Raw genomic sequence first — 3,983 nt, 5'->3', positions numbered from 1 at the left:
TTTCCAGCGGTGTGGTAGCAATTCTTCTATTTGGGTCACTTTATGCGTCGGCAGTTTTTTCAGCTCATCACTGAGATAGGCATACGGATCCAGCCCATTCAGCTTTGCTGACTGGATTAAAGTCATGATATTGGCCGCTCGTTGACCACTACGCAGCGAACCTGCAAATAACCAGTTCTTGCGTCCCAACCCCCAGGGACGCATCTGATTCTCTATCCAATTGTTACAAAGCGGCGCTGTTCTGCTATACCGTCAGTCTTTTTCCTGATCCACCTCTCTTATAATTGCTTAAGTTGTGTATGCATGTTTAAACACCCATATAGAGGATTAAACCACAAAAGGCCGAAGCAAAAATCACATACACCACATTGAGCTGAAATTTGAATAGTGCAATACATGCAGCCAAAGTAATAAATGCCGCTTCATAATTAAAAGGGTGATGAAAGCCGTTTGGCCAGAGCACATGATAACTAAAGAACAAGGCAAGATTGAGAATGACACCGACCACAGCAGCAGTAATCGCCGTGAGTGGCGCAGTAAATTTAAGTTCATTATGCGTGGATTCAATCATCGGAGCACCTGCGAGAATGAACACAAAGGAAAACAGGAATGTAAACCATGTGACAATAACTGCTCCAATTGTCCCAGCTAAAAATAAATGATCAGCACCCAATAATGCATGGTTATATGCGCCTAGAAAGCCAACAAAAGCCACCACCATAATCAGTGGGCCTGGGGTACTTTCACCCAGTGCCAGACCATCAATCATCTGGGTTGGATCCAGCCATGCATAATGATTGACCGCACCTTGATAGACATAGGGTAAAACCGCATACGCACCGCCAAAAGTCAGCAAGGCAGCTTTGGTAAAGAACCATGCCATTTGGGTATAGGCATGTTGCCATCCCAGTCCCAGAGTCAAAACCAGCATTGGAACAAACCAGAGTAATGCTGCAATGCTCAGGATTTTGGCGAGTCTGGCCCAATGGAAAACTGCATGTGCAGGCGTCGGGGTATCATCATCTATCAGGGCTGCCCCATAACTTTTATGATCATTTTGATGGGAAGCCTGAGCGTTAAATAAATCTGGTTTTTGCTTACTCAGCACATAGCCAGCAATCGCAGCCGCTAAAATGATTAAGGGAAAAGGGGTGTTGAACACAAAGATGGCAATAAACGCAGCCACCGCAATCAACCAAAGATAAGCATTTTTTAGTGAGCGGCTGCCAATGCGGTAAGTTGCATGGAATACAATTGCGGTTACGGCAGGTTTAATCCCGTAAAACAGGCCTGCAATAATCGGTACATCACCAAACTGAACATAAATCCATGATAGGGCAATCAGGATAAATAATGATGGCAGAACAAACAAAATGCCAGCAACTAAGCCACCTGCGGTTCGGTGCATGAGCCAGCCAATATAAATGGCAAGTTGTTGTGCTTCTGGGCCAGACTCGCCAAAATCATAGTTGAGTGCGGGCAAAAAGCTTTTTTCAGAAATCCAGCGTTTATTTTCCACAAGTTCCTGATGCATTACCGCTATTTGGCCAGCAGGCCCGCCAAAGCTGATAAACCCCAATTTAAGCCAGAAGCGAAAAGCATCCCAGAAGGAGACAGATTGAATCGGAGGTAGGGTATCTGATGGTTGCATGGAAATTTCCAAAGAATTTGTTTTTATGGCGAATGATGAATAGCTGGACTGATTTAACCTCGATATTTTAAGGAGTGAATCATTCAAAATGATGAAATGGCAGAGTTGTTAAAGATATTTTCATCACTTTGAATGTTTTTATTAAACCATAAGTTCTTTCAAAAATGCCCACGGAAATATGCCTTTATCATGTCCATCATCAAAGCAGATTTGAATGCCGTAGCCTTGTGAGTAAATCGCTGAAATGGCAACATTTTCAGGATACTGAATCTCTTTCTGTCGTAAACGACTGGCACGGCAAAATCCGCAGGGGCAATTGGCTCTCAATTGCTCATGGCTAAAATTCTTATGCTGACCATCTGCCCAACTCAGCAATAAAAGTTGTTGTTCAACATTGACCTTGATTTCAGTTGGTTCAAGCTGCATTAAGTTTCTCCTGAATCAAGGCCAGTCCAATACGAATCGATTTACGTACTTCTGGATCGGGGTCTTCGGCGTGTTGTAATAAAATATTCTGTGCTTGTTCGCCGCCAATTTCACCTAATGCAATTGCCACTTCCTTACGCAAGTTGCTGATGTCATGCTGGAAATTTTCCTGTAATTTTGTAATCGCAGATTTGGCTTTCAGTAAGCCCAGACTACGCGTCACTGCAATTCGCACTTGCCAATAGCTGTCATCCAGTTGTTGCAACAGGATATTTTCCAGTTCGACCGCTTTCAGCTTGCCAATGGTCTTGGCCAAAGCAATTTGCTGCTCGTAGAGCAAATGGTCATTACTGGAGACAGGAACTTGCTTTACCCGACTTTTGGCCTCGTAATTCAAGGCCAGCTTAACCTGTGAGAACAGCTCATTCAGCACACGATCAAGCGTATAGGCAATGTAATAGTCCTCCGTTTCCTGACGCAGGTCACTTGGTCCTAGTCGCATTGGAAATAAAATGCCACACAAGTCATCCAGTATGGATTTAAGAGATTCCCTGGAAGGCAGTTCACGTCCGCCAAACTCCTTGATGCGATGTTGACGTTCACGCCATTCATGACGTGCTTGTTGTAAGCCCTCAACAACAGGCTGGATTTTCCATTTGCTCACGCTGATTCCTTGCAAAACCAAGTATTAAATTAATCTGAAAATCGCTGGGTGAAAAAACAGCATCAATCTTGTAACCACGGTAACTGGTGGGTACGCCAGCCATTGCTTTGGTTGCGTTGCTGCAATTCATTCAGGTCACCCTCAAAACCCTCAAGCACATTGTAGACCTGGGCAAAACCCACGCTAAATGCAGCAGTTGCGGCCAGAGCCGAACGTTTGCCACTTCGGCAGAGCAACAGAATGGTTTTATCCTTGCCGACCTTGCTTTCAAGTTCTTTCAGGAAGCGCGGATTGCGGTTGAATGAGGTGCCAGTTGCCCATGCAACATGGATACTTTCAGGTACATAACCGACAAATTTGCGTTCCTCACTGGTACGCACATCAACTAAAACAGCATGACCCTGTTCAACCAGACACCATGCTTCGACAGGCGGCACACTGCCCGTAAAATCGAGTTCATTTTCATCAGCATAGTGGTGGGCACGCTGTAATATTTCTTGTGGGTTTGCAGATAAACCGTGAATTGTAGTTGTGGATTCTACGGCTTGGGTAGAATCAAATTGAGCATTCATTTTTTTATAACCTTTATACATCAGCTGGATGATGTTTTTATCTTAGGACTGTTTTTATATTCAGGAAAATAATCAAAATTTATTTATATATCTATTTTTGATAAATAGAAGGATTTTATTAAATGAGTGTGGATATGGATTTTAAAACTAAAAATCTTATTTTAAGTGGATTGTATGATTAGAGATTTATTTATCACAATTAAATATTTTAAATTTACATCAAACCCACACCTATATAAGTTAACCTTAAATCGAATTCAAGGTTAATGTATATAAGGTGGATCAAGTAAAACCTGAACCGTATCGGGTTTGTCGGAGACTTTTTTATTTAAGTTAGGCCACCTGACCTAACGGATTAATCTTATCATAGTAGATTTCTTCAAACTCAAAAGGCGATACATAACCCAGTGCACTGTGTACACGCTTTTTGTTGAACCAATCTACCCAATTTAATGTCGCAAGTTGTACATCTGCTAAACCTTGCCAATCTGCTTTTAAATATTCAATCACCTCTGTTTTGTATAAGCCATTCACCGTTTCAGCCAAAGCATTATCGTATGAATCACCCGTTGTACCGACTGATGCTCGTAAATTTGCTGCTTCTAAACGATGGGTATAGCGAATAGAAAGATATTAAACACCTCTATCGGAATGATGAATCACATTCTTT

General features: G+C 42.4%; 4 protein-coding genes and 3 pseudogenes. All 7 read right to left on the bottom strand.

Translation table 11 applies throughout. The features are described 5' to 3' along the window. Positions 1–234: pseudogene (locus B4H32_RS08865) on the bottom strand (transposase domain-containing protein); the annotation flags it as partial. A 73-nt stretch (positions 235–307) separates the two neighbouring features. Next, entirely contained in the window at positions 308–1,651 is a 1,344-nt protein-coding gene (chrA, locus tag B4H32_RS08860; protein ID WP_286802240.1) for a chromate efflux transporter, read from the bottom strand. Positions 1,652–1,792: 141 nt separating this feature from the next. After that, positions 1,793–2,077, bottom strand: coding sequence for a gamma-butyrobetaine hydroxylase-like domain-containing protein (locus tag B4H32_RS08855; protein WP_004682734.1), 285 nt, complete (start codon positions 2,075–2,077; stop codon positions 1,793–1,795). Further along, positions 2,067–2,342 (bottom strand): HEAT repeat domain-containing protein, encoded by a 276-nt coding sequence (locus B4H32_RS12855; protein WP_414630961.1) that lies wholly within the window; start codon positions 2,340–2,342, stop codon positions 2,067–2,069. The genes B4H32_RS08855 and B4H32_RS12855 overlap by 11 nt, the downstream gene beginning before the upstream one ends. A gap of 114 nt (positions 2,343–2,456) precedes the next feature. Beyond that, positions 2,457–2,741 (bottom strand): annotated as a pseudogene (locus tag B4H32_RS12850) (serine acetyltransferase); the annotation flags it as partial. A gap of 62 nt (positions 2,742–2,803) precedes the next feature. After that, a complete protein-coding gene (locus tag B4H32_RS08845; RefSeq protein ID WP_010589149.1) occupies positions 2,804–3,313 on the bottom strand; it encodes a rhodanese-like domain-containing protein in 510 nt (169 codons plus the stop codon). A gap of 333 nt (positions 3,314–3,646) precedes the next feature. Then, positions 3,647–3,983, bottom strand: a pseudogene (locus B4H32_RS08840) (integrase core domain-containing protein); the annotation flags it as partial.

The organism is Acinetobacter sp. UBA2063, assembly GCF_002333245.1.
GTDB classification, from domain to species: domain Bacteria; phylum Pseudomonadota; class Gammaproteobacteria; order Pseudomonadales; family Moraxellaceae; genus Acinetobacter; species Acinetobacter parvus.
The sequence above is the reverse complement of the archived record's forward strand: the minus strand, read 5'-3'. Positions and strand labels throughout refer to the sequence as shown.